Source organism: Acidovorax sp. (assembly GCF_046294525.1).
GTDB lineage: Bacteria > Pseudomonadota > Gammaproteobacteria > Burkholderiales > Burkholderiaceae_C > Acidovorax.
In genome coordinates, this window is the sequence record NZ_JBKBKQ010000024.1 from 1 (window position 1) to 20216 (window position 20216).

A 20216-nucleotide genomic window follows, 5' to 3' on the forward strand; every position below is an offset into this window, starting at 1 on the left:
CGCGTGCGCTTGGTGGTGTTGCTCAGGCCCAGGCTGCTTTGCTTCATGTGCCTATTGTCTCGGCTTCAAGCATTCGTCGGCACATGACGCAGGGGATTCGTGAAGAGGGTCCCTAGCGCTTGACTATCAAGCGCTAGAAGCTATCACTTCAATAGCAAATCACAACCCACTTTTCTGTCGAGCCGGCCCTGGTGCATCCCCCTCTTGATGCATTCTTGATACCCCGCCCCGCACTCTTGCGCCCATCTTGATACGGCCGTTCCTAGCATCGGTCCATGTCTCAAGGAGGACGATATGGACTTGGTTTTTATGGCCGTGGGAGGCCTGCTCTGGCTGACCATTTTTGGACTGGCAAAAGGCTGCGCGCTGCTGCAACGGCAGGCGCAAGGGGGACGGCCATGACCAGCGGCTGGATGATTCTGGCGGCCGTGCTGGCCGCTGCGCTGCTGGTTTATCTGGTGGCCGTGTTGCTGCGTCCGGAGGACTTCTCGTGAGTACCGGGGCATGGCTGCAACTGGCAGTGTTCATGGCACTGCTGCTGGCGCTGGCCTGGCCGTTGGCGCGTGGTATCGACGCCGTGATGGCGGGGCGTTTTGCCCTGGGGCGGCGGGTGGAAGGGCCGCTGTTCAAACTGGCCGGTGTGCGGCCCCATGAAGAGACGGGCTGGCTGCGCTACGCGCTGGGGCTGCTGGTGTTCAACGGCCTGGGCGTGCTGGCCGTGTATGCGCTGCAGCGCTGGCAGGCGGTGTTGCCACTCAACCCGCAGGCCATGGCCGCAATCACCCCGGATTCAGCGCTCAACACCGCCATCAGCTTTGTCACCAACACCAACTGGCAGGGCTATGGCGGCGAAAGCAGCATGAGCTACCTCACGCAGATGCTGGGGCTGACGGTGCAGAACTTCCTGTCTGCCGCCACGGGCATTGTGGTGGTGGTGGCGCTGGTGCGCGGTTTTGCGCGGCATTCCGTGCAAAGCATTGGCAATGTGTGGGTAGACCTGACCCGCACCACCCTGTGGGTGCTGCTGCCAGTGGCGCTGGTGCTTGCCACCGTGTTCGCAGGCCAGGGGGTCATTCAGAACCTGTCGTCCTACACCGAGGTTCAGACCCTGGAACCCGTGAGCTACCAGGCACCCAAGCTGGACGCTGCAGGCGAGCCGGTGCTGGATGCCCAGGGTGCTGCGGTGACCGAGGTCACCACCCAAACCACCCAGGCGCTAGCCATGGGGCCGGTAGCGTCGCAACTGGCCATCAAGATGCTGGGCACCAACGGCGGTGGCTTCTTCAACGCCAACTCGGCCCACCCGTTCGAGAACCCATCGCCCGCGAGCAATCTGCTGCAGATGCTGGCGATCTTCCTCATCCCCGCCGCGCTTTGCCTGGTGTTTGGCCGCATGGTGGGCGACGAGCGCCAGGGCTGGACGATTCTGGCCACCATGAGTTTGCTGTTCGTGGTGGCGGTGGTCGCGGCCACCACCTTTGAGCAGCAGGGCAACCCGTTGCTGGCATCGCTGGGCGTGGACCAAGCCGCCAGCACATTGCAGGCCGGCGGCAACATGGAGGGCAAGGAGACACGCTTTGGCATCGTCACCTCGGCGCTGTTTGCCGTAATCACCACGGCCGCCAGTTGCGGCGCGGTGATTGCCATGCACGACTGCTTTACCCCGCTGGGCGGCATGGTGCCGATCGTGCTCATGCAGTTGGGCGAAGTGGTGTTAGGCGGCGTGGGCTCGGGCCTGTACGGCATGCTGGTGTTCGCCATCTTGGCCGTGTTCATTGCGGGGCTGATGATTGGCCGCACGCCCGAATACCTGGGCAAGAAGATCGAGGTGCATGAGATGAAGCTCGTCTCCATCGCCATCCTCGTAAACCCGCTGCTGGTGCTGCTGGGCACCGCCGTGGCGGTGATGAGCGACGCGGGCCGCGCTGGCATGTCCAACCCCGGAGCGCATGGGTTCAGCGAGGTGCTGTACGGCTTTTCATCCGCCGCCAACAACAACGGCAGCGCGTTTGCAGGCCTGTCGGCCAACGCCCCGTTCTACAACACGCTGCTGGCCGTGGCCATGTGGCTGGGGCGCTTTGGCGTGATCGTGCCAGTGCTTGCCATGGCCGGGTCCCTGGCCGCCAAGAAACGCGCCACCGCCACCGATGGCACCCTGCCCACGCACGGCCCGCTGTTTGTGGTGCTGCTGGCTGGTGTGGTGCTGCTGGTGGGTTTACTGAACTATGTGCCCGCGCTCGCGCTGGGGCCGGTGGTCGAGCATTTGATGCTCTGGCCACGTTAAGAAGATAGCTGGGAGATTGTGATGAGTCGCAAGACATTGACCCTGTTCGACCCCGCCCTGGTACGCCCTGCGCTGCTGGAGGCTTTCAAGAAGCTGGACCCGCGCGTGCAGTGGCGCAACCCGGTGATGTTTGTGGTGTACGTGGGCAGCGCCTTCACCACCGCGCTGGCCGCCAGCAAGCCCGAGGGCTTTACCGCTGCGGTGGCCCTTTGGCTGTGGTTCACGGTGCTGTTTGCCAACTTTGCCGAGGCCATGGCCGAAGGCCGCAGCAAGGCCCAGGCGGCCTCGCTGCGCGGCCTTAAAAAGCAGACCTGGGCGAAAAAGCTCGACGGCCATTTTGACCGCAACACCCCACGCACCGCCATGACCTGGCTGCCGCTGGAGGCCAGCAACCTGCGCAAGAGTGATGTGGTGCTGATTGAAGCAGGCGACGTCATACCGGCCGACGGCGAGGTGATCGACGGCGTGGCCTCGGTGGACGAAAGCGCCATCACCGGCGAGTCGGCCCCGGTGATCCGTGAATCGGGCGGCGACTTCTCGGCCGTGACCGGCGGCACGCGCGTGCTGTCGGACTGGATGGTGGTGCGCGTGGCCGTGAACCCCGGCGAGACCTTCGTGGACCGCATGATCGCCATGGTGGAGAACGCCAAGCGCCACAAGACACCCAACGAGATCGCGCTGACCATCCTGCTGGTGGCGCTGACCATCGTGTTCCTGGGCGTCGTCGTCACGCTGCTGCCGTTCTCGATGTTCAGCGTGCAGGCGAGTGGAGCGGGCGAGCCTGTGAGCCTGGTGGTGCTGGTGGCCCTGCTGGTGTGCCTGATCCCACCACGATTGCTGGCCTGCTCAGCGCCATTGGCGTGGCGGGCATGAGCCGCATGATGCAGGCCAACGTGATCGCCACCTCGGGCCGCGCGGTGGAGGCCGCAGGCGATGTGGACGTGCTGCTGCTGGACAAGACCGGCACCATCACCCTGGGAAACCGGCAGGCCAGCCAGTTCATCTCAGCCCCGGGTGTCACCGACGCTGCCCTGGCCGACGCCGCCCAGCTCGCCTCGCTGGCGGACGAAACGCCCGAGGGCCGCAGCATCGTCGTGCTTGCCAAGCAGAAGTTCAACCTGCGCGAACGCGACATCGAAGCCATGGGCGCGCAGTTCGTGCACTTCACCGCGCAAACCCGCATGAGCGGGGTCGATCTGCCCGGCCCGCGCCTGCTGCGCAAGGGCGCGGCCGATGCCATTCGCAAGCATGTGGAGGCACTGGGCGGGCGCTTTCCTACCGCCGTACAGACCGCGGTGGACGACGTATCGCGCCGCGGCAGCACGCCCCTGGTGGTGGCCGATGGTGCCCACGTGCTGGGCGTGGTGGAGCTGAAAGACGTGGTCAAGGGCGGCATCAATGAGCGTTTTTCCGAGCTGCGCCGCATGGGCATCAAGACCGTGATGGTGACGGGCGACAACCGCCTGACGGCCGCCGCCATTGCCGCCGAGGCGGGTGTGGACGACTTCCTGGCCGAGGCCACACCCGAGGCCAAGCTGCAGCTCATCCGCAGCTACCAGGCCGCCGGGCAACTGGTGGCAATGACCGGCGACGGCACCAACGACGCCCCCGCCCTCGCCCAGGCCGACGTGGCCGTGGCCATGAATACGGGCACGCAAGCCGCCAAGGAGGCCGGCAACATGGTGGACCTGGACAGCAACCCCACCAAGCTCATCGAGATCGTGGAGACCGGCAAGCAGATGCTGATGACGCGCGGCTCGCTCACCACCTTCAGCATTGCCAACGACATCGCCAAGTACTTCGCCATCATCCCGGCGGCGTTTGTCACCACCTACCCGCAGTTGTCTGCCCTGAACTTCATGCACCTGGCCAGCCCCTCGTCGGCCATCCTGTCGGCCGTGGTGTTCAACGCGCTGATCATCATCTTCCTGATCCCGCTGGCCTTGAAGGGCGTGCCCTACCGCGCCGTGGGCGCCGCTGCGCTGCTGCGCCGCAACCTGGCGATTTATGGGCTGGGGGGCATGGTGGTGCCGTTTATTGGCATCAAGCTGATTGACATGGTGTTGGCTGCGGCTGGCTTGAATTGAATAGGGTCCGCCCCCTGTGTCGCTTCGCGCCTTCCCCCTCCTCTCGCTGCGCTGCGCTCCGCGGGGAGGGCGACGACACCCTCGCTGCGGGGCGGCCCTTGCTCGTGTCCACGGGCCTGCGCTGCGCCAGGCTGACCCGCAGTTCCCGGAATCTCATTGAAAGGAAAAATCGTATGTCTATCCGTATCCCTCGCGACGACTTGCCCGCACAACCCAGCGGCCTGCTGCGCCCTGCAGTCACACTGTTCATCGTGCTGTCGGTCGTCACCGGCCTGATCTACCCGCTGGTCGTCACCCGCGTGGCGCAAACCGCGTTTCCGCACCAGGCCAATGGCAGCCTCATCACCCAGGGCGGCAAAGTAGTCGGGTCCGAGCTGATTGGGCAGTCGTTCAGCATGCCCGGCTACTTCTGGAGCCGCCCCTCCGCCACGGGGCCTATGGCCTACAACGCCGCTGCGTCGGGCGGCTCCAACCTGGGCCCTACCAATCCCGCACTGGTCGATGCCGTGAAAGCTCGCATCGAAGAACTGCGCGCCGCCGACCCCGGCAACACCCGCCCCGTACCCGTGGACCTGGTCACCGCATCGGCCAGCGGGCTGGACCCCCACATCAGCCCTGCAGCTGCAGAGTTTCAAGCTGGTCGCGTCGCGCAGGCCCGTGGCCTGCCGCTGTCGCAGGTTCAAGCTCTGGTGCAGCAGAACATCGAAGGCTCTTTCCTGGGCTTGCTGGGCGAGTCGCGCGTGAACGTGCTGGCGTTGAACCTGGCGCTGGATGTGGCCAAGCCTGCGAGCCCAGCACCTGCTGCCAACGCTGCCAAACCATGACCGAAGTCCTGCTGGCAGCACTGGCGGTAGTCCTGCCACTGCTGATGGCGTGGTGGATAGTGGCCCGCAAAGGCCCGGTGGACAAAGGCGTCAACGACAATGCGCCACGCGCTAAGCCCACCCACAGCGGCAAACCGTAAAACCGTATGCAAGACCCCACCCAGCGCCCCGACCCCGATGCCCTGCTGCAGCGCCTGCATGCCGAGGAGGCCCAGGCTCGACGCGGGCGGCTCAAGGTGTTCTTTGGCGCCTGCGCAGGCGTGGGCAAGACCTTTGCCATGCTGTCTGCCGCGCGGGCAGCGCAGGTGCAGGACACGCCCGTCACCATTGGCGTGGTCGAAACACATGGCCGCTCAGACACCGAGGCGCTGACCGCCCACCTGCCCCGCCTGCCGCTGCGCGCGCTGCCCTACAAAGACCGCACCCTGCCCGAGTTTGACCTGGACGCCGCCCTGGCCTGGGGTGCTGCGAACCCCGAGGGCCTGGTGCTGCTGGACGAGCTGGCCCACAGCAATGTGGCCGGATCGCGCCACCCCAAACGATGGCAAGACGCCGAAGAACTGCTGGCCGCAGGCATCGACGTGTGGTCCACCATGAACGTGCAGCACCTGGAGAGCCTGAACGACATCGTGAGCGGCATCACCGGCATCAGCGTGTGGGAGACGGTGCCCGACCAGTTCTTTGACGCGGCCGACGAAGTGGTGGTGGTCGACCTGCCGCCCGATGAGCTGCTGGAGCGCCTGAAGGCCGGCAAGGTCTACCTGCCCCAGCAGGCCGAACGCGCCGCCGCCAACTTCTTTCGCAAAGGCAACCTGCTGGCCCTGCGCGAGCTGGCCCTGCGCCGCACCGCCGACCGGGTGGACGATGAAATGCGCGCCTACCGCCGCGCCAGCACCACCACGGCCGAAGCCGTGTGGCCCAACCGCGAGGCCCTGCTGGCCTGCGTGGGCACGGGCGACAACGCCGAAAAGGTGGTGCGCAGCTGCGCCCGTCTGGCCGCCCAGCTCGACCTGCCCTGGCACGCCGTGCATGTCGAGACGCCCGAGCAGCAAGGCCGGTCGACCACGCTGCATCCGCAGGTGGAGCGCACCTTGAAGCTTGTGCAACAGCTGGGGGCCGTGGCCTGCACCGTGCTGCCTGCCGCCCAGCCCGCGCAGGCCCTGGTGCGCTATGCGCGCGAGCACAACCTGGTGCGCGTGGTCATGGGCCGCAGCGCACACCGTTGGCCCTGGCAGACCACGCTGGCCGACCAGGTGGGGCATCTGGCTAGCGACCTCGACCTGCTGCAGGTGGGCACGCTGCCCGCCCGCGCAGGCCTGGCGCGCCCCTCCACCTCCAATGCGTCGCCTGAAACCACGAACAAGGGCGCTGCCTTCTGGCCTGGCTATCTGGCGGCGGGCCTGGCCTGCTGCCTTGCTGCCGTGGTGGCCACGCCACTGGCCGATGTGCTGGAGCTGACCAACATCGTCATGCTGTTTTTGCTGGTGGTGGTGGGCGTGGCATTGCGGTTTGGACGCGGCCCTGCCGTGATGGCCGCCATTCTGGGTGTGGCGTTTTTCGACCTTTTCTTTGTACCGCCGCGCTTCACGTTTGCGGTCAGTGACGCGCAGTACCTCGTCACCTTCGCCGTGATGCTGGTGGTGGCCCTGGTAGTGGGCCAGCTCACCGCCGGGCTCAAGGTGCAGGCCGAGGCTGCCACGGAGCGCGAACACCGCGTGCGCAGCCTCTACGACATGGCGCGCGACCTGTCTGCCGCACTGCTGCCCGAACAGGTGGCCGAGATTGGCGCGCGTTTCATGACCGGCGAATTCAATGCCGGCAGCACCCTGGTGGTGGCCGACGACGACAACCGCCTGCAGGTATTGCCCGGCGGCACCGCCCCGGTGGACATGGCCGTGGCGCAATGGGCGTTCGAGCGCGGCGAGCCCGCAGGCCGGGGCACGGACACCTTGCATTCCAGCCCCACGCTGGTGCTGCCGCTGAAGGCGCCCATGCGCATCCGCGGCGTGCTGGTGGTGGCCATGCCCCACGGCCAGGTGCCGGGGGTGGAGCCGCGCCGCCTGCTGCAGACCTGCGCCTCGCTGCTCGCCATCTCGCTCGAACGCATCCACTACATCGACGTGGCGCAGAAAAGCACCGTCCAGATCGAGTCCGAGCGGCTGCGCAACTCGCTGCTCTCGGCCATCTCGCACGATCTGCGCACGCCGCTGGCCTCGCTGGTGGGCCTGGCCGAATCCCTGGCCATGGTGCAGCCGCCACTACCCTCCGAGCAGCAGGCGCTGGCAGGCTCCATCCGCCAGTCAGCCCAGCGCATGAGCGCGCTGGTCAACAACCTACTGGACATGGCCCGGCTGGAAGCCGGGGCCGTGCAGCTCCACAAGGCCTGGCAGCCGCTGGAAGAAGTAGTGGGCAGCGCCCTGGCCGCTTGCACGCCCGCCCTGGCCGCGCACCGCGTGGACGTGCAGCTGCCGGACGACCTGCCCCTGGTGCAGATCGACACCGTACTGACGGAGCGCGTGCTGGTCAATCTGCTAGAGAACGCCGCCAAGTACACGCCGCCGGGCACGCCCATCAACTTGGCCGCGCAGGCGCAGAGCGATGCTGTGGCCATCACCGTCAGCGACGAAGGGCCCGGCCTCCCCAAGGGGCGCGAAGAGCTGCTGTTTGAAAAATTTGAACGCGGCGCCCGCGAAAGCGCCACGCCGGGCGTGGGCCTGGGCCTGGCCATCTGCCGCGCCATCGCGCAGGCGCACGGCGGCAGCATCCGCGGCGATACCATCCTGAATCCGCTGGGCCAGGCCGCCGGAGCCCGCTTCACGCTGCTGCTGCCGCGCGGCACCCCGCCCACCGACCTGGGCGACGATGTGCGGCCACATCCTGTCGACGTCTGACCGCCCCGCACCCAACCCATGACCGACCTGCCCACCCACATCCTCATCGTCGAAGACGAAGCCGACATCCGCCGCTTAGTGCGCCTGACGCTGGAGACTGAAGGCCACACAGTGCACGAGGCTGCCACCTTGCAGCGCGGCCTGATCGAGGCCGGCACGCGCCGCCCCGATCTGGTGGTGCTGGACCTGGGCCTGCCCGACGGCGACGGCGTCGACTTGATCCGCGACCTGCGCACCTGGTCCGCCATGCCCATCATCGTCCTGTCAGCCCGCAGCGCCGAATCGAGCAAGATCGCCGCACTGGACGCGGGGGCCGACGACTACCTCGTCAAACCCTTTAGACCGGGGGAGCTGACGGCCCGCGTGCGTGCACAACTGCGCCGCAGCCAGCGCCCCTCCAACGCAGAGGCCATGCCCCTGATCCAGTTCGGCAACATCACCGTGGACCTGGCCCGCCGCACCGTGGAGCGCCGCGCGGGCGAGCAAGGCAGCGAGGCCCTGCACCTCACGCCCATCGAATACAAGCTGCTCACCCACCTGGCCTCGCAGCCCGACCGTGTCATCACCCACCAGCAACTGCTCAAAGCCGTGTGGGGGCCAGGCCACGCCGACGACACGCACTATGTGCGCGTGCACATGGCCAACCTGCGCAAGAAGGTGGAAGACAACGCCTCCATGCCCCGGCACCTGCGAACGGAAGCAGGCATCGGGTATCGGTTCGTGCCCTGAAGCGCATCACGAACCAGCCGCGCCAGCACAGCGCAACGCCCGCTCCCCCGCCACGCGCAGACGATCCGCCAGCGATGCGGGCGCGAGCACCTCAAACTCCACATCCAGCGCCATCAGCCAGTACACCAGCGAATCGCTGACGCCGCATTCCATCACGCAGCGTCGGCCCTCTTCCAAGGGTTGCACGACGGCCGCCGACGGGGGAATGCGGCGGGACATCTCGGCATGGGGCGCGTGAAGCACCACGCGGGCGATTTCGGCGTGGGGCGCCACTGAGATGGAGCGCGCGACATAGGCTTTGAGATCGCCCCCGTCGGGTGACGCCCGCGGAGCGAAATGCGCCCCCAACTGGGGAGTCCCCACGATGCGGTCGATGCGGAACGTGCGCCAGTCGCCGCGCGTCCGGTCCCACGCCACTAGGTACCAGCGCTGCCCAGTGTGCACCACGCCCTGGGGCTCCACTGAGCGCTGTGCGCTGCGGCCTTTGCCGTCTTCGTAGTGGAACTCGGTGCGCAGTTGGTCACGGCAGGCCGACGCCAGCGCGGCCAGCACCGAGACCTCCACCACGGGGCCCACGCGGTCCAGCGGCTGGATGGTGGAGCGCAGCGCATCCACCTGCTGACGCAGCCGCGCGGGCATGGCCTGCTCCAGCTTGACCAGCGCGCGCAACGCCGGCTCCTCAATGCCACCGACGGCGCCGGCCGTGGCAGTGCGCAGCGCAATCGACACGGCCAGCGCCTCCCCGTCGTCCAGCAGCAGCGGTGGCAATGCCTGCCCCGCGCGGAAGGCGTACCCCCCGGCCACCCCGCTGCTGGCCTCGACCGGGTAGCCCAGCTGGCGCAGCCGGTCAATGTCGCGCCGCAGCGTGCGGGGGTGTACTTCCAGGCGTTCGGCTAGGTCCTGGCCCATCCAGTGGCTTCGGGTTTGCAGCAGTGAGAGCAGACGCAGCAAGCGGGAGGACGATGTGAGCATGGGTGCACTTTAGCGTTCATTGAGGACTAAAACTGTCCGCAATGGCTTCTACAGTGACTTCACCTTTTTCTTTCAACCCAACCCAAGGAGTCCTCTATGTCCATCGTTCTCTACTGGCACCCCATGTCCAGCGCCACCCCCATCGCCTGCGCCCTCACCGAGCTGGCCGTGCCCCACGAACGCGTGAAGATCGACATCCGCACCGGCGAGCAGCGCCGCCCGGAATACCTGGCCCTGAACCCCAACGGCAAGGTGCCTACCTTGACCGTGGACGGCGCCCCCATGTTCGAGGCCCTGGCCATCCACCTCTGGCTGGGCCATCGCTTTGGCATTGAGCGCGGGCTGTGGCCCGCTGCGGGCACGCCCGAGGCGCTGCAGGCCCTGTCGTGGTGCACATGGGCGTATGTGACTTACGGCGCGGTACTGGTGCGCCTGCAGGTGGCTACACAGGGCGACGAGGCACTACGCAGCCCCATGCATGCACGGGCTGCCACGGCCGGCCTGAATGATTTGCTGGCGGTGCTGGACGCACGGCTGGCTGCGCAGCCCTGGATGCTGGGCGCCGACTATTCGCTTGTGGACTTGGTGGTGGGCTCGGTGCTGGGCTACAGCGTCTACCTGGGTGCGCCCGTCAACGCGCACCCGCATGTGCAGGCCTGGCTGGCGCAGGTGCAAGCACGCCCGGCGATGCAGATCGATGCTTGAAGACGGCGCGCAGAACGATGGGTGCTACAGCAGCACGATGTCGTACTGCTCCTGCCCCATCGCGCTCTCGGCCTGCAGCGAGATGGGCTTCTTGATGAAGTCCGAGAGGCCGGCCAGATGCTGGCTTTCCTCGTCCAGGAACAGCTCCACCACCCGTGGTGACGCCACCACACGGAACTCGCGCGGATTGAACTGGCGCGCCTCGCGCAGGATCTCGCGCAGGATGTCGTAGCACACGCTGCGCGCGGTTTTCACGCTGCCCTTGCCCTGGCAGACCTCGCAGGGTTCGCACAGCATGTGAGCCAGGGACTCGCGGGTGCGCTTGCGTGTCATCTCCACCAGGCCCAGTTGCGAGAAGGTGCCGGACGACATGGTCTTGACCCGGTCGCGCGCAAGCTGCTTCTTGAACTCTGACAGCACGGCCTGCTGGTGGTCCTCGCGCACCATGTCGATGAAGTCCACGATGATGATGCCGCCCAGGTTGCGCAAGCGCAGCTGGCGGGCAATGGCCTGGGCGGCCTCCAGGTTGGTCTTGAAGATGGTGTCGTCGAAGTTGCGTGCCCCCACGTAGCCACCGGTGTTCACATCGATGGTGGTGAGCGCCTCGGTCTGGTCCACGATGAGATAGCCGCCAGACTTCAAATCGACGCGGCGCCCCAGGGCTTTGGCCACCTCTTCGTCGATGGAGTACAGGTCAAAAATCGGGCGTTCACCCTTGTAGTGCTGCAGCTTGCCGGCGGCGGCGGGCATGAATTCCTGCCCAAACGCACGCAGGCGCTGGAACTGCTCCATCGAATCCAGGCGGATGGTCTGCGTGTGGTCACCCACCAGATCGCGCAGCACGCGCTGCAGCAGGTCCAAATCCTGATGGAGCAGCGACATGGCAGGCAGCTTGAGCGATGCCTCCTTGATGCGCGCCCAGGTCTTGCGCAGGTAGGCAATGTCTTCGGCCAGCTCCGCATCGGTCGAATCCTCGCCGTTGGTGCGCAGGATGAAGCCGCCCCCACCACCCGTGGATTTATCGCCCACCAGCGCCTGCAGCCGCGCGCGCAGCGCATCGCGCTCGGCCGGCGGAATCTTCTGCGACACGCCCACATGGTCGTCCTGCGGCAAAAACACCAGCAGCCGGCCGGCGATGCTGATCTGCGTAGACAGCCGCGCGCCCTTGGTGCCAATCGGGTCCTTGATCACCTGCACCATGAGCGCCTGGCCTTCGAATACCTGCTTTTCGATGGGCACCTGTGGCTCGTTCTTGCGGGCGAATGCGGGCGGCTCGCCATCGGGCTGGCGCTGCCACACGTCAGCTACGTGCAGGAAGGCCGCGCGCTCCAGGCCTATGTCGATGAAGGCAGACTGCATGCCTGGCAGCACGCGCGAGACCTTGCCGAGGTAGACGTTGCCCACCAGGCCACGCTCCAGCGTGCGCTCCACATGCAGCTCCTGCACGGCGCCGTGCTCGACAATGGCCACGCGGGTTTCCTGGGGCGACCAGTTGATCAGGATGTCTTGTTGCATGGCGTTGTTGTTGTGTGTTGTTGCTGTCGCCTAGATGGCGAAACCTGCCGCGCGCAGCAGCTGTGCCGTCTCGTACATCGGCAGCCCCATGATGCCCGAATAGCTGCCAGCCAGGTGCTCCACATATGCAGCAGCCCGGCCCTGGATACCGTAAGCCCCGGCCTTGCCCAGTGGCTCACCCGTGGCCACGTAGGCCTCAATCTGCGCGGTGGTCATGGCTGCAAAGGTCACTCGGGATATGGACAGCGCGCTCAGGCGCTTGGGGCCCACCTGCAGCGCCACCGCGGTGAGCACGCGGTGCTCGTGGCCCGCCAGCTCGCCCAGCATGCGCGCGGCATGGGGCGCGTCGTCGGGCTTGCCGTAGATGGTGCGGCCCAGCGCCACGGTGGTGTCAGAGCACAGGATGGGCGCATCGGGCAAACCACGGCGGGCACGCCGGGCCACAGCCGCGTCGAGCTTGAGGGCGGTCACGCGCTCCACATACGCCGTGGGCGCTTCACCAGGCAGCACCACCTCGATGGCTTCCGCGTCTTCGGGCTCGTCGCCGTCCACATTGGGCAGCAGCAGTTCGTGGCGCACGCCCAGTTGCTCCAGCAGCTGGCGCCGGCGGGGGCTTTGGGAGGCGAGGTAGATGAAGTCAGGCATGAACAGATTTTGATTAAAAATCGGCTCTAGCGCTTACCCATCAAGCGCTAGCAGCTATAAAAAATATAGTATTCCACCCACACCCCGATCCAGGCCTCATTCTCGGTGGTAGGGGTGCCCGGCATTCACCGACCAGGCGCGGTACAGCTGCTCGATGAGCAGAACCCGCACCATGGCGTGGGGCAGCGTCAGATCGGACAAGCGAATACGTTCGTGCGCGGCCTGGCGAAAGGCCGGGTCCAACCCGTCGGGGCCACCGATGACCAGCGCGACATCGTCGCCGCCCAGCTGCCAGCCCTTGAGCCGCTCGGCCAGTGCCTTGGTGGTGAGGTTGGTACCGCGCTCGTCCAGCGCCACCACGCGAGTGCCCCGGGGAATGGCGGCCTCGATGCGCTCACGCTCGGCGGCATAGAGCGTCTCCAGCGTCTTGGAGCCGCGCGGCTCGGTCTTGACGGCCTTGAGCTCGACCTTGAGTTCGGGCGGGAAGCGTTTGGCGTAGTCGTCGTAAGCCGTTTGTGCCCAGTCAGGCACCCGCTGCCCGACCGCCACGATAAGCAGCTTCATGGGGAATACGCGCTAGGGGTTCGAGGAAGTGAAGGTGCTGCGCGCAAAGGCTGCCTCGGGCCCGCGCAGCAGCACAGCCGCCCAGATCAGCCCTTTTTGCCAGCGCTTCGCGCCGGGGCTTTTTTGGCGGCGGGTTTGGCAGCGGTTTTTGCAACTGGTTTGGCCGCAGGCTTTGCCGATGCGGGCTTGGCAGAGGCGCGTGCAGGCGCCGAAGACTTGGGCGCAGCTTTCTTGGCCGCAGGCTTCTTGGCGCCGGGCTTGACGACCACCGTCTTCACCGGGGCCTTCTTGGCGGCAGCGGGCTTCTTGGCTGCGGGGGCTTTTGCAGCAGCGCCTGCGCCTGCCGAGGCAGAGGTCTTGCGGGCAGGGGCCTTCTTGGCAGCGGCCTTGGGCTTGGTTTCGGTCACAGCGGCGACATTGACAGCCTTGGGTTTACCGGGCTTGCGGGCGGGCACTTCGGGTGCAGCGGCGGCCTTCTTTTTGGCGGGCGCTTTCTTCGCGGCAGCCTCGGGCTTGGCGGCACCCAGCTTCAAGCGCACCGGGGTTTCGCCCCACAGCTCTTCGAGGCGGTAGTACTGGCGGATGGCGGGCTGCATGATGTGCGCCACAGCGGGGCCGCAGTCCACAATGATCCACTCGCCGTTGTCTTCGCCTTCGATGCGGGGCTTGCTGAATCCGGCTTCCTTGACCGCGTCACGCACGCTGGCGGCCAGGGCCTTGGTCTGGCGGTTGGAGGTGCCCGATGCCACGATCACCCGTTCAAACAGCGGCGACAGCTGCTCGGTGTTGAAGACCTGGATGTCTTGCGCCTTGACGTCTTCCAAGCCATCGACGATGGCGCGCTGCAGTTTGGTGACATCTTTTTTGGCGGCGGTTTCCGATTTGGTGGAGGTGGTCATCAGGTGGTGATCAAAGAGGGGATGGATTCAATATAGCGTGCAACGTTGCGGGCGACCAATAGGGCTGTGCCTTGGGTGTTGTGCCGGTGTTGTGCGTTGTCGTCGCCGATTTTTGAGGTGTTTTTAGCCTCTGGCGCCCATGTGAAAAGCGCGGGTAGCTATTGAAATTATAGCTTTGTGACTTTTGGGAAGTGTCAGGCCGTTGAATCAGGCCTGGTACCCAGCCAGTCGCGGCGCACAAGAAAGCGCTGCAACAACTCAGCCTCGGCTGAATCCGCAGCATCCGCACGCTGGTACGACCACGACACCAGCGGCGGCATGGACAGCAGGATGGACTCGGTGCGCCCGCCCGACTGCAGGCCAAAGTGTGTGCCCCGGTCCCAGACCAGGTTGAACTCAACATAGCGGCCCCGGCGGTAGAGCTGGAAACTGCGCTCGCGCTCGCCATACGGGATCGCTTGGCGTTTTCCGACTATGGGCAGGTAGGCGCCCAGGAAAGCATCACCCACCGACTGGGTCATCGCGAGGCTTTGCTCGAAGCCCAGCTCCGAGAAATCGTCATAGAACACGCCGCCCACGCCGCGCTGCTCACTGCGGTGCCTGAGGAAGAAATATTCGTCGCACCACTGCTTAAAGCGCGGGTACTTGTCTTCGCCGAAGGGCTCCAGCGCATCTCGGCAGGTGCGGTGAAAGTGCACTGCGTCTTCTTCAAACCCATAGTAAGGCGTGAGGTCCATGCCACCGCCAAACCAGCAGGTCGGCGCCTGGCCGGGGTGGCCGGCCGCGATCATGCGCACGTTCATGTGCACCGTGGGCACATAAGGGTTGCGCGGATGGAACACCAGCGACACGCCCATGGCCTCAAACGGTGCGCCCGCCAGCTCGGGCCGGTGCTGCGTGGCAGAGGGTGGCAGCTGGGGGCCGCGCACATGGCTGAAGCCGCAGCCGGCGCGCTCGAACACGCGGCCGCCTTCCATGATCTTGGTGATGCCGTCGCCTTGCAGTGGCTCCCCGGGTGGCTTGCTCCACGCGTCGGCCAGAAAGCGGGCACCAACCTCGCCTTCGGCCGCTTCCACGGCTTCCAACGCGTCGGTAATGCGGGCCTGCAGGCCCACCAGATAGCCGCGCACACGGGACACGGTGTCAGCGGTGTTCAGGCTTTGTGCGTCTGCCATCAGCTCTTGAGGGCGCGAAAGCCGATGTCGCGGCGGTACTGCATGCCATCAAAGTGGATGCCGCGTGCCACATCGTACGCACGCTGCTGCGCCTGCTTGACGCTGTCGGCCAGCACGGTCACGCACAGCACGCGGCCGCCGGTCACGCTCACCACGCCATCCTTGAGTTGCGTGCCGGCGTGGAACACCACGGCGTCGTCCGCGTCCTGCGGCAGGCCGGTGATCGCGTCGCCCTTGCGCGGGCTCTCGGGGTAGCCGTGGGCGGCCATGACCACGCCCAGCGCGGGGCGGCGGTCCCACTGCAGTTCCACCTGGTCCAACTTGCCGTCCACTGCAGCCGTCAGCACATCCACCATGTCACTTTTCAGGCGCATCAGGATGGGCTGCGTCTCGGGGTCGCCCATGCGGCAGTTGAATTCGAGCGTCTTGGGCTGGCCCTTGGCGTCGATCATCAGGCCGGCGTACAGGAAACCGGTGTAGGGAATGCCGTCCTTTTCCATGCCCCGGATGGTGGGCAGGATGATCTCGCGCATGGCACGGGCATGGACATCGGCCGTGACCACCGGCGCGGGCGAATACGCACCCATGCCACCGGTGTTGGGGCCTTCGTCGCCGTCTTTCAGGCGCTTGTGGTCTTGGCTCGTGGCCAGGGCCAGCACGTTCTTGCCGTCGCACAGCACGATGAAACTGGCTTCCTCGCCTTCGAGGAATTCCTCGATCACCACGCGCGCGCCACCTTCGTTGTGGGTCACGCCGTATTTGTTGTCCACCAACATGAAGTCCACGGCATCATGGGCCTCCTCCAGCGTCATGGCCACGACCACGCCCTTGCCCGCCGCCAGGCCATCGGCCTTGATGACGATGGGCGCGCCCAGCCGGTCCACAAACGCGTGGGCCGCAGCGGGGTCGGTAAAGGTGTCGTAGTCGGCTGTGGGGATGCCGTGCCGGCGCATGAAGGCCTTGCTGAACGCCTTGGAGCTTTCCAGCTGGGCTGCCGCCTTGGTGGGGCCAAAGATCTTGAGGCCATTGGCACGGAACTCGTCCACCACACCTGCCGCGAGCGGCGCCTCGGGGCCGACCACCGTGAGCGCGACCTTCTCGGTCTGCGCCCACACGCGCAGGGCCTGCACATCAGAGATGGCCACATTTTCCAGCTTGGAGTTCAAGGCTGTACCGCCATTGCCTGGCGCCACATACACCTTGGTCACCTTGGGGGACTGGCTCAGTTTCCACGCCATCGCGTGTTCACGGCCGCCGCCACCAATCACGAGTACTTTCATAGGAACCTTTGGTGAACCCTTGCCCGCAAAGTCAGCGGCCAAAAGGTTCGAGGGGAAAAATCAACAGTCCACGGTTGCGCTGCACACCGGCCGCGGCCTCCGATACCGGCGAGGCCCAGACCAGTGCACCCGTGGAACTGGCTTCGCCAGGCCACCGGGCGCGTCCCCCTCCCGCAAGCGCAGCGCAGCGAGAGAGGGGAAAGGCGCAAAGCACCTCAGGGGGAGCTTCAAAGCGCCGCGTTGTGATAGACCTCCTGGGTGTCATCCAGGTCTTCCAGCACGTCCAGCAGCTTCTGCATCTTGGCGGCGTCTTCGCCGGTCAGCTCGATCGTGTTCTCAGGCCGCATGGTCACGCTGGCTACTTCGGGCGTCAGGCCGGCGGCTTCCAAGGCGTTCTTCACGGCCTCAAAGTCCGCCGGGCTGGTCAGCACTTCGACGGCGCCGTCGTCATCGGTCACCACGTCTTCGGCACCCGCCTCCAGCGCCACTTCCATCACTTTATCTTCGCTGGTGCCGGGGGCAAAAATCAGCTGGCCACAGTGCTTGAACTGGAACACGACCGAGCCTTCAGTGCCCATGTTGCCACCGTGCTTGCTAAAGGCGTGGCGCACTTCGGCCACGGTGCGCACACGGTTGTCGGTCATGGTGTCGATCATGATGGCAGCGCCACCGATGCCATAGCCTTCGTAGCGGATTTCTTCGTACGTCAGGCCTTCGGCGTTGCCCGTGGCCTTGTCGATGTTGTACTTGATGCGGTCGGCGGGCATGTTGGCCGCCTTGGCCTTGTCCACCGCCAGGCGCAGGCGGGGGTTTGCAGACAAATCGCCGCCACCGGCACGGGCCGCCACGGTAATTTCACGAATGATGCGGGTCCAGATCTTGCCGCGTTTTTCATCCTGCCGCCCTTTGCGGTGCTGGATGTTCGCCCATTTGCTGTGTCCTGCCACGAGAAGTCCTTTTGTATTGATTTAATCTACTGGCCGCGATTTTACTTTTTCGACTTGCGCCAATCAGGATGGGGCACCGCACATGCCCGCTGGATACGCGGTTTGAGCCTTCTGTTTGCGCAGGTCACACTTTTTGCCCCCACCCGGAACCTCCACCATGGCCGAACCCCTCCTGATTGCCAAGCACGACACCATTGAATGCCACCTGCTGCCCGGCCTGGCCAACCGCCACGGGCTCATCACCGGCGCCACCGGCACGGGCAAGACTGTGACGCTGCAAACCCTTGCCGAGAACTTCTCGCGCATCGGCGTGCCGGTGTTCATGGCCGACGTGAAGGGCGACCTCACCGGCGCCAGCCAGCCCGGCAAGATCGGTGACAAGCTGGCGGCCGTGCTGAAGGAGCGTGGTCTGGAGCTGCCCACGCCGCAGGCCTGCCCCACCGCGCTGTGGGACGTGTTTGGCGAGCAGGGCCACCCGGTGCGCGCCACAGTGTCGGACATGGGCCCGCTGCTGCTGGGTCGCATGCTGGGCTTGAACGAAACGCAGCTGGGCGTGCTCAACATCGTCTTCAAGATTGCCGACGACCGTGGCCTGCTGCTGCTGGACCTGAAGGACCTGCGCGCCATGCTCACCTACGTGGGCGACAACGCCAAGGAGTTCACCACCGAATACGGCAACGTGAGCGCCGCCAGCGTGGGCGCAATCCAGCGCGGGCTGCTGCAGATCGAACAGCAAGGTGGCGACAAGTTCTTTGGCGAGCCCATGCTGGATATCCAGGACTTCATGCAAACGGTGGACGGCCACGGCGTGGTCAACATCCTGGCGGCCGACAAGCTCATGAACTCGCCGCGCCTGTACGCGACATTCCTGCTGTGGATGCTGTCGGAGCTGTTCGAAACCCTGCCCGAGATCGGCGACCCCGAAAAGCCCAAGCTGGTCTTCTTCTTCGACGAGGCCCACCTGCTGTTCAACGAGGCGCCCAAGGTGCTGGTCGAGCGCATCGAGCTGGTGGTGCGCCTCGTGCGTTCCAAGGGCGTGGGCGTGTATTTCGTCACGCAGAACCCACTGGACATCCCCGACAGTGTGCTGGCCCAACTGGGCAACCGCGTGCAGCACGCGCTGCGTGCCTTCACCCCGCGTGACCAGAAGGCCGTCAAAGCCACCGCCACCACCATGCGTCAAAAGCCGGGCCTCGACATTGAAACCGCCATCACCGAGCTGGCCGTGGGCGAGGCGCTGGTGAGCTTCCTCGACGCCAAGGGCCGCCCCAGCGTGACCGAGCGCGTGTTTGTGCTGCCCCCGGGCAGCCAGCTGGGCCCCATCACGCCGCAGCAGCGCCAGGCGCTGCTCGCCAACTCGCTGGTAGCGGGCGTTTACGAAAAAATGGTGGACCGCGAATCCGCCTACGAAAAACTCAAGGGCCGGGCCGAGTCCGCGCCGGCGGCCCCCACCGCCGCCACGCCGGGTGCCGCGGGCTCAGCCGAAAACGGCCAGCAAGGCGGTGGCTTCCTTAACGACCTGCTGTTTGGCAGCACCGGCCCGCGCGGCGGCCGCCGCGATGGCCTTGTGCAGACCATGGCCAAGTCGGCCGTGCGCACTGTGGGCACCAATGTAGGCAAGGAGATCCTGCGCGGAGTGCTGGGGGGCATCTTTGGCGGCGGCAGCAAGCGGCGATAAAACGGGTTGCGGCCAGGCGGTGGTGAGGGCCCCACAACACTGTCCCTCAAACGGCACATAAGCGTCACACTTCCGCCTTGAAATTGCAGCGCAAGCCCTGCAAACGCGACACAAAACAAAAAAGGAGGGACGGGCGATGACAAGAGTCGAACGCGCGGTGCTGCGCGTGGGCGGCAAGGCCATGTTGCTAGCCATTGCCGCGTGGACCGTGACGTTGGGCGGCATGCTGGCCGGGGCCTGGCGCTTTCGGGGCGTGTGGGTGCTCTACTTCCTAGCCACGGTGATCGTGGTGGCCCTCATCATCCAGTGGACCAACGCCGTGCGCCAGCGCTTCATCCGCGAAGCCCCCCTGCCCCGCTTTCTGCAACGCAAGCTGCGAGAGACCTACCCGCACCTGAGCCCGCGCGACTGCGACTTGGTGGAGCGCGGCCTGCGCCAGTTCTTCATGGCCTGCCTGCGCAGCAACAAACAGTTTGTGGCCATGCCCTCGCGCGCGGTGGACGCGCTGTGGCATGAATTCATCCTGCACACCCAGGCATACAAGACCTGGTGCGAACAAGCGCTGGGTTTCTTCTTGCACCACACCCCTGCAGAGGCGCTGGGCGTGAGGACCCGCCACAACGACGGCCTGCGCCGCTGCTGGTACTGGACGTGCAAGGAAGAATCCATTGACCCGCGCAAACCCAGCCGCCTGCCGCTGCTGTTTGCACTGGACGGCAAGTTCGCCATTGCCGGCGGCTTCACCTATGTGCCTGACTGCACAGACATCGCCCGCAAGAGCGACGCGGGCGGCAGCGGCGGCGATACGTACTGCGGCACCAGCTTTGCAGACGGCAGCTACGGTGGTGACGCGGGCCACTTTGGCGGCGCCGAAAGTGCGGACGGCGGCGGAGATGGAGGCGGCGACGGCGGAGGATGTGGTGGTGGCGGGGACTGACTCCAGACCATGCCCGTCCACACTACACTTTTCATAGCTTCCAGCGCTTACCCATCAAGCGCTAGCAGCCAAAATCACCCAAAG

17 protein-coding genes and 1 pseudogene are annotated in these 20216 nt (G+C 65.8%); 10 read left to right on the top strand and 8 right to left on the bottom strand.

Annotated elements, in window-relative coordinates; translation table 11 throughout:
- Positions 1 to 398 precede the first annotated feature (398 nt).
- The 7 genes and pseudogenes from kdpF to ACK4HJ_RS18405 all read left to right on the top strand — a co-directional run bounded on the left by kdpF (position 399) and on the right by ACK4HJ_RS18405 (position 8815).
- Positions 399 to 494 (top strand): K(+)-transporting ATPase subunit F, encoded by a 96-nt coding sequence (gene kdpF / locus ACK4HJ_RS18375; protein WP_010458774.1) that lies wholly within the window; start codon positions 399 to 401, stop codon positions 492 to 494.
- Positions 491 to 2284 carry a potassium-transporting ATPase subunit KdpA gene (gene kdpA, locus ACK4HJ_RS18380; protein WP_409834252.1) on the top strand — a complete coding sequence of 598 codons (1794 nt, stop codon included), beginning with the start codon at positions 491 to 493 and terminating at the stop codon, positions 2282 to 2284. The genes kdpF and kdpA overlap by 4 nt, the downstream gene beginning before the upstream one ends.
- 21 nt (positions 2285 to 2305) lie before the next feature.
- Positions 2306 to 4371: pseudogene (gene kdpB / locus ACK4HJ_RS18385) on the top strand (potassium-transporting ATPase subunit KdpB).
- A 173-nt stretch (positions 4372 to 4544) separates the two neighbouring features.
- On the top strand, positions 4545 to 5195 hold the full coding sequence (gene kdpC, locus ACK4HJ_RS18390; RefSeq protein ID WP_409834254.1) for a potassium-transporting ATPase subunit KdpC: 651 nt from the start codon (positions 4545 to 4547) through the stop codon (positions 5193 to 5195).
- The gene (locus tag ACK4HJ_RS18395; RefSeq protein ID WP_409834256.1) at positions 5192 to 5335 is read left to right on the top strand and encodes a hypothetical protein; all 144 of its coding nucleotides are present in this window, start codon (positions 5192 to 5194) and stop codon (positions 5333 to 5335) included. The genes kdpC and ACK4HJ_RS18395 overlap by 4 nt, the downstream gene beginning before the upstream one ends.
- A gap of 6 nt (positions 5336 to 5341) precedes the next feature.
- Positions 5342 to 8086 (top strand): DUF4118 domain-containing protein, encoded by a 2745-nt coding sequence (locus ACK4HJ_RS18400; RefSeq protein ID WP_409834258.1) that lies wholly within the window; start codon positions 5342 to 5344, stop codon positions 8084 to 8086.
- Positions 8087 to 8104: 18 nt separating this feature from the next.
- Positions 8105 to 8815 carry a response regulator gene (locus ACK4HJ_RS18405; RefSeq protein ID WP_409834259.1) on the top strand — a complete coding sequence of 237 codons (711 nt, stop codon included), beginning with the start codon at positions 8105 to 8107 and terminating at the stop codon, positions 8813 to 8815.
- 6 nt (positions 8816 to 8821) lie between these two features.
- Here the strand turns inward: ACK4HJ_RS18405 and ACK4HJ_RS18410 are convergent, their stop codons facing one another.
- Positions 8822 to 9787 carry a helix-turn-helix transcriptional regulator gene (locus tag ACK4HJ_RS18410; RefSeq protein ID WP_409834260.1) on the bottom strand — a complete coding sequence of 322 codons (966 nt, stop codon included), beginning with the start codon at positions 9785 to 9787 and terminating at the stop codon, positions 8822 to 8824.
- Positions 9788 to 9883: 96 nt separating this feature from the next.
- On the opposite strand from ACK4HJ_RS18410, the gene ACK4HJ_RS18415 reads away from it, so the two are divergent.
- A complete protein-coding gene (locus ACK4HJ_RS18415; RefSeq protein ID WP_409834262.1) occupies positions 9884 to 10492 on the top strand; it encodes a glutathione S-transferase family protein in 609 nt (202 codons plus the stop codon).
- Between the two features lie 24 nt (positions 10493 to 10516).
- On the opposite strand, the gene rng is transcribed toward ACK4HJ_RS18415, so the two are convergent.
- The 7 genes from rng to ACK4HJ_RS18450 all read right to left on the bottom strand — a co-directional run bounded on the left by rng (position 10517) and on the right by ACK4HJ_RS18450 (position 17517).
- Positions 10517 to 12007, bottom strand: coding sequence for a ribonuclease G (gene rng / locus ACK4HJ_RS18420; RefSeq protein WP_409834263.1), 1491 nt, complete (start codon positions 12005 to 12007; stop codon positions 10517 to 10519).
- Between the two features lie 30 nt (positions 12008 to 12037).
- Positions 12038 to 12652 carry a Maf family protein gene (locus tag ACK4HJ_RS18425; RefSeq protein WP_409834265.1) on the bottom strand — a complete coding sequence of 205 codons (615 nt, stop codon included), beginning with the start codon at positions 12650 to 12652 and terminating at the stop codon, positions 12038 to 12040.
- A gap of 96 nt (positions 12653 to 12748) precedes the next feature.
- The gene (gene rlmH, locus ACK4HJ_RS18430) at positions 12749 to 13216 is read right to left on the bottom strand and encodes a 23S rRNA (pseudouridine(1915)-N(3))-methyltransferase RlmH (RefSeq protein ID WP_007858784.1); all 468 of its coding nucleotides are present in this window, start codon (positions 13214 to 13216) and stop codon (positions 12749 to 12751) included.
- Positions 13217 to 13302: 86 nt separating this feature from the next.
- Positions 13303 to 14115 carry a ribosome silencing factor gene (gene rsfS / locus ACK4HJ_RS18435; RefSeq protein ID WP_409834267.1) on the bottom strand — a complete coding sequence of 271 codons (813 nt, stop codon included), beginning with the start codon at positions 14113 to 14115 and terminating at the stop codon, positions 13303 to 13305.
- Positions 14116 to 14309: 194 nt separating this feature from the next.
- A complete protein-coding gene (hemF, locus tag ACK4HJ_RS18440; protein WP_409834269.1) occupies positions 14310 to 15290 on the bottom strand; it encodes an oxygen-dependent coproporphyrinogen oxidase in 981 nt (326 codons plus the stop codon).
- Positions 15290 to 16570 carry a phosphoribosylamine--glycine ligase gene (gene purD / locus ACK4HJ_RS18445; RefSeq protein ID WP_409834271.1) on the bottom strand — a complete coding sequence of 427 codons (1281 nt, stop codon included), beginning with the start codon at positions 16568 to 16570 and terminating at the stop codon, positions 15290 to 15292. The genes hemF and purD overlap by 1 nt, the downstream gene beginning before the upstream one ends.
- Before the next feature lie 227 nt (positions 16571 to 16797).
- Complete coding sequence (locus tag ACK4HJ_RS18450; RefSeq protein ID WP_409834273.1) at positions 16798 to 17517, bottom strand: YebC/PmpR family DNA-binding transcriptional regulator; 720 nt, start codon at positions 17515 to 17517, stop codon at positions 16798 to 16800.
- A gap of 157 nt (positions 17518 to 17674) precedes the next feature.
- On the opposite strand from ACK4HJ_RS18450, the gene ACK4HJ_RS18455 reads away from it, so the two are divergent.
- The gene (locus tag ACK4HJ_RS18455; RefSeq protein ID WP_409834275.1) at positions 17675 to 19195 is read left to right on the top strand and encodes a helicase HerA-like domain-containing protein; all 1521 of its coding nucleotides are present in this window, start codon (positions 17675 to 17677) and stop codon (positions 19193 to 19195) included.
- A 136-nt stretch (positions 19196 to 19331) separates the two neighbouring features.
- Positions 19332 to 20132, top strand: a complete 801-nt coding sequence (locus tag ACK4HJ_RS18460) for a glycine-rich domain-containing protein (RefSeq protein WP_409834277.1) — start codon at positions 19332 to 19334, stop codon at positions 20130 to 20132.
- Positions 20133 to 20216: the final 84 nt, after the last annotated feature.

What these genes read in the sequence shown, in the direction of transcription:
- ACK4HJ_RS18410 (WP_409834260.1), bottom strand. Translation starts at nt 9,787, where the DNA reads ATGCTCACATCGTCCTCCCGCTTGCTGCGTCTGCTCTCACTGCTGCAA.
- ACK4HJ_RS18415 (WP_409834262.1), top strand. Translation starts at nt 9,884, where the DNA reads ATGTCCATCGTTCTCTACTGGCACCCCATGTCCAGCGCCACCCCCATC.
- ACK4HJ_RS18425 (WP_409834265.1), bottom strand. Translation starts at nt 12,652, where the DNA reads ATGCCTGACTTCATCTACCTCGCCTCCCAAAGCCCCCGCCGGCGCCAG.
- purD (WP_409834271.1), bottom strand. Translation starts at nt 16,570, where the DNA reads ATGAAAGTACTCGTGATTGGTGGCGGCGGCCGTGAACACGCGATGGCG.
- ACK4HJ_RS18395 (WP_409834256.1), top strand. Translation starts at nt 5,192, where the DNA reads ATGACCGAAGTCCTGCTGGCAGCACTGGCGGTAGTCCTGCCACTGCTG.
- ACK4HJ_RS18460 (WP_409834277.1), top strand. Translation starts at nt 19,332, where the DNA reads ATGACAAGAGTCGAACGCGCGGTGCTGCGCGTGGGCGGCAAGGCCATG.
- rsfS (WP_409834267.1), bottom strand. Translation starts at nt 14,115, where the DNA reads ATGACCACCTCCACCAAATCGGAAACCGCCGCCAAAAAAGATGTCACC.
- hemF (WP_409834269.1), bottom strand. Translation starts at nt 15,290, where the DNA reads ATGGCAGACGCACAAAGCCTGAACACCGCTGACACCGTGTCCCGTGTG.
- ACK4HJ_RS18400 (WP_409834258.1), top strand. Translation starts at nt 5,342, where the DNA reads ATGCAAGACCCCACCCAGCGCCCCGACCCCGATGCCCTGCTGCAGCGC.
- kdpF (WP_010458774.1), top strand. Translation starts at nt 399, where the DNA reads ATGACCAGCGGCTGGATGATTCTGGCGGCCGTGCTGGCCGCTGCGCTG.
- ACK4HJ_RS18455 (WP_409834275.1), top strand. Translation starts at nt 17,675, where the DNA reads ATGGCCGAACCCCTCCTGATTGCCAAGCACGACACCATTGAATGCCAC.
- rng (WP_409834263.1), bottom strand. Translation starts at nt 12,007, where the DNA reads ATGCAACAAGACATCCTGATCAACTGGTCGCCCCAGGAAACCCGCGTG.
- rlmH (WP_007858784.1), bottom strand. Translation starts at nt 13,216, where the DNA reads ATGAAGCTGCTTATCGTGGCGGTCGGGCAGCGGGTGCCTGACTGGGCA.
- kdpC (WP_409834254.1), top strand. Translation starts at nt 4,545, where the DNA reads ATGTCTATCCGTATCCCTCGCGACGACTTGCCCGCACAACCCAGCGGC.
- ACK4HJ_RS18405 (WP_409834259.1), top strand. Translation starts at nt 8,105, where the DNA reads ATGACCGACCTGCCCACCCACATCCTCATCGTCGAAGACGAAGCCGAC.